This window comes from Dermacoccus sp. UBA1591, assembly GCF_002322065.1.
Classification (GTDB): domain Bacteria; phylum Actinomycetota; class Actinomycetes; order Actinomycetales; family Dermatophilaceae; genus Dermacoccus; species Dermacoccus nishinomiyaensis.
In genome coordinates, this window is sequence record NZ_DCNR01000126.1 from 17,110 (window position 1) to 20,660 (window position 3,551).

The window sequence follows — 3,551 nt, forward strand, 5'->3', positions numbered from 1 at the left end:
GCGTCGGATCCACCGTCAGCCTCGGCGTCGGGTTCTGCCTCGTCATCGAGGACGTGAACCGGGGCCTCGTCGTAGGGGTCGTTGATCGTGTCGTCGCTCATGTCAGATCCTCGCTCGTCGAATGTTCGTCCTGGCCCGTCGTCGGTGTGCCAGCGGCCGCGCATCACTCGTCGCGGCGCGAGGTGAACGCGCTGCCGACACTGCCACTCGGGCGATGCGCGGGCACGTCGGGACGGGCCTCGTCGCGTTCTTCGCCGTCGACCCGGGACGCGACGTGTCGCTCGCCGTTGATGGGCTCGCCGTCGCCGAGCCCGTCGGACGGGTCGTCGCGGCGCGAGCCTGCTGCATCCGAGCCTGCTGCAACCTGGCGTCCTGCACCTGCCAGTCCTGCGCCGGCGCGTCCTGCGTCCGAATGGCCGTCGCTAGAACGTCCTGCGCGCCGCGAGCCACCGTCGCGTCGCTCACGCTCAGCGCTCACGGGCGCATCGTCGAGGCGACGCACGACGGTGAACCAGGTGATGGCGAAACCGGCGACGAGCGCCAGCACCGCTGCGGGCCACAGCTGAGCGGCGAGCCAGATCATCGGACGCTCCCCGCGTCGCCCTCGTGTTGCTCGTCGAGTTGGCGCAGGTCGCGGCGCGTCGGGTAGAGCGCGGCGGCGAGCAGCCAGGCGATGAGGGCGCCGAGAACGAAACAGACGAGCATGACGAAGACGCTGTCGATCACGAGGTTCATCGGTGCACCTTCACCGTGCGGACGCCGTCGACGTGCGACGCGGCGTCGCGCACCGAGTCGATGGCGTCGTTGCCCGACCGCGCCGGGACGACGGCGGTGACGTCGCGGCCGTCGACCGAGACGGAGACCTGCGCGACGCCCGTGCCGGCGACGCTGCGCTCGACTCGCTGCTGCAGGTTGGATTCGATCGAGGACTTGCCGAGGAACGCAGCCGCAGCGCCGAGAACGAGTGGGACGACGACGAACGCCGCCCACCACGCCCGACTGAGTCGGGCGGGCACGCGCGTGCCTGAACGCTCCACTGCGTCTCCTTCGTTCTTCAGGTGCTCATCGTCGAACGTCGCCCATTGTGCCTGGCGTCACCGACAACGCCGTCGTCACGCGCCGTTCGATGCGGCGCCGACACCCGGTTCGTCGCGGTTCGGAACGCCGCCCTGGGCCGCCTCGCCCACCTGGTCGAGGCGACGGAACGGGTGGGCCGCCTCGATCTGCAGGGCCAGCCGCAGCAGCGTGTTCTCGTCGCCGATCTGCCCGGAGATCATGACGCCGACCGGCAGCCCGTCATCGGTCCGTCCGAGCGGCAGGCTGATGGCGGGTGCGCCCGTCGCGTTGTGCAGCGGCGTGAAGGCACAGTAGGCGAGCACGCGCTCGAGGTGCGTCTCGTAGTCGAGATCGCCTGCGAGATAACCGATCTCGGGTGCGACGTGGGCGAGGACGGGCGAGACGAAGACATCGGGGCCGCTCGCCATCTGCGAACGGTACACACGACCCGACGCCTGCAGACGCGCGAGGAACTTCGGCGCGTGCGCGAGCCGGCGGCGTCCCATCTGCGCGAGCCCGAGCGTCAACGGGTCGAGCTTGCTCGCGTCGAAATCCTTGTGGAACAGGCGCTTGCCGCCCGCCACCGTGTTGAACGCGAGGAAACCCCAGTAGTCGAGAAAATCCTGTTGGAACGACTCGGGAATCGTCGGTTGCCAGTCGACGATGTCGTGCCCGAGCCCGCCCAGCATCGTGAGAGCCGTGTCGACGGCGGCTCGCGTCGGTGCATCCGACGGAGGCGCGAACGGACTGTCGTGCATGAACCCGATGCGCAGCGGGCGCGTCAGCTCGGGGTGCGACGTGACGTCGATCGGCGGTAGGCGGCGCGCCGGGTGCACGCGCTGGGCGTCCTCGAAGAACGTGACGGTGTCGCGCACCGTGCGCGTCAGCACCGAGTCGGTGACGATCTTCACCGGCATCTGCGCGGAACTCTCACCGATGATGAGGCGCCCGCGCGTCGGTTTGAGGCCGACGAGGCCGCACGTCGCGGCGGGAATGCGGATCGAGCCACCACCGTCGTTGCCGTGCGCGATGGGGACGACGCCCGACGCGACGAGCGCCGCCGAACCGCCGGAGGAACCGCCCGAACTGCGCGACGTGTCCCACGGGTTGCGCGTGACGTTGCCGCCAGGGCGTTCCGTCGTCGCCGTCCAGCCGAACGGCGGCATCGTCGTCGTGCCGATGGGGACGATGCCCGTGCCGAGGATCTGCGTCACGACCTTGCCGCTGCGGCGGCTGCTGACGCGCGGCATCGCCTCCGAACCCTGCGTCATCGGCACGCCGGCGACGACGACGTTGTCCTTGAACGCGCTCGGCACGCCGCGCAGCGCGGCGTCCGGATGATCGTGGCGCCCACCTCCGAGGCCCGCGTCGATACGACCAGCACGCTGACGGGCGCGCTTGGCATCGATGAACTCGATGGCGTTGAGCACCCCGTCGACCTTCTCGGCGCGCGCGAGCGCAGCCTCGACGGCCTCCGTCGCGCTGACGCGGCCCGAGTCGATGGCGTCGGCGAGCGCTGTCGCGTCCATGTCACCGAGCGCATCGTCGGTGAACGCGTGGATCTGCTTCGGCCTCGTCTCGGACATCATCTGACCCCTTTTCGTCGTGGCAGCTTCGATCTGCCAGTGTGCCGCCTGCGACGCCGCCTGTGGGCCGAAGCGCGCAACTCGGGTGGCCGATGCCGCCCGTGTCGCCGATGTCGGCATGGCCTCGACGATGGTGGTGGCGGTGCGTGCGAGGGCACGCCTCCCTGGGCATGGTGACGGTTCAGCGGCCGAGGTGGGCGCGAGGTTCGGGGCGGGGATTCCGTTGTCGTGCAGCAGGGTTCGCGCCGCGTGCCAGCCGCACATGCCGTGGACGCTGGGGCCCGGCGTCGTCGCTCCCGAGGCGAGGTAGACACCGTCGGCGGGTGTGCGCCAGGGCGTCGGTGACACGACGGGACGCTTGAGCATCTGCGTCATCGTGACGGCGCCGCTCGCGAAGTCGCCGCCCGCGAAGTTGGGACTGACGGCTGCCGCGAACTCGTCGGCGCGCGTCGCTGTTGAGGCGAGCACGAGGTCACGGAAACCCGGGGCGTGCTCCTCGACGGCGGCGAGGACGGCCTCGGTGGCGTCGACGTCGCTGTCGAACGGCACGTGAACGTACGCCCAGAACGTCGCCTGCCCGGCCGGCGCGCGCGTGGAATCGGCGATACTCGGCTGCACGGCCAGAACGTAGGGACGCTCGGGCACCCGCCCGCGCGCGACGTCGTTCTCCGCCGCCGCGATCTGCTCGCGTGTGCCGCCGAGGTGCACCGTGGGGGCCTCGCCGATGCGCGGATCGCTCCACGGGACCGGCCCGGCGAGCGCCATGTCGACCTTGCTCACGCCGCTGCCCGGCTTGAACCGCTCGAGAGCGCGCCGGTAGCGATCGGGCAGGCGCGCGGCGGCCATCGTCAGGAACGCGGGGACGCCGACGTCGAGCACGGCCGCGTCGTACTCGTCGAGCTGCGCGAG

4 protein-coding genes are annotated in these 3,551 nt (G+C 70.8%); all 4 read right to left on the bottom strand.

Annotated features, from left to right (window positions below; translation table 11 throughout):
• Positions 1-163: 163 nt before the first annotated feature.
• Entirely contained in the window at positions 164-583 is a 420-nt protein-coding gene (locus tag B2284_RS14325; RefSeq protein ID WP_038566439.1) for a hypothetical protein, read from the bottom strand.
• Positions 580-735 carry a lipopolysaccharide assembly protein LapA domain-containing protein gene (locus tag B2284_RS14330; RefSeq protein ID WP_006943511.1) on the bottom strand — a complete coding sequence of 52 codons (156 nt, stop codon included), beginning with the start codon at positions 733-735 and terminating at the stop codon, positions 580-582. The genes B2284_RS14325 and B2284_RS14330 overlap by 4 nt, the downstream gene beginning before the upstream one ends.
• Entirely contained in the window at positions 732-1,037 is a 306-nt protein-coding gene (locus B2284_RS14335; RefSeq protein WP_038566438.1) for a hypothetical protein, read from the bottom strand. The genes B2284_RS14330 and B2284_RS14335 overlap by 4 nt, the downstream gene beginning before the upstream one ends.
• A gap of 75 nt (positions 1,038-1,112) precedes the next feature.
• Positions 1,113-3,551: amidase (locus B2284_RS14340; RefSeq protein WP_286697681.1), on the bottom strand; the 2,439-nt coding region annotated here is incomplete at its 5' end.

Excerpts from the sequence above, each read along its gene's own strand:
- B2284_RS14325 (WP_038566439.1), bottom strand. The coding sequence starts at position 583 with ATGATCTGGCTCGCCGCTCAGCTGTGGCCCGCAGCGGTGCTGGCGCTC.
- B2284_RS14330 (WP_006943511.1), bottom strand. The coding sequence starts at position 735 with ATGAACCTCGTGATCGACAGCGTCTTCGTCATGCTCGTCTGTTTCGTT.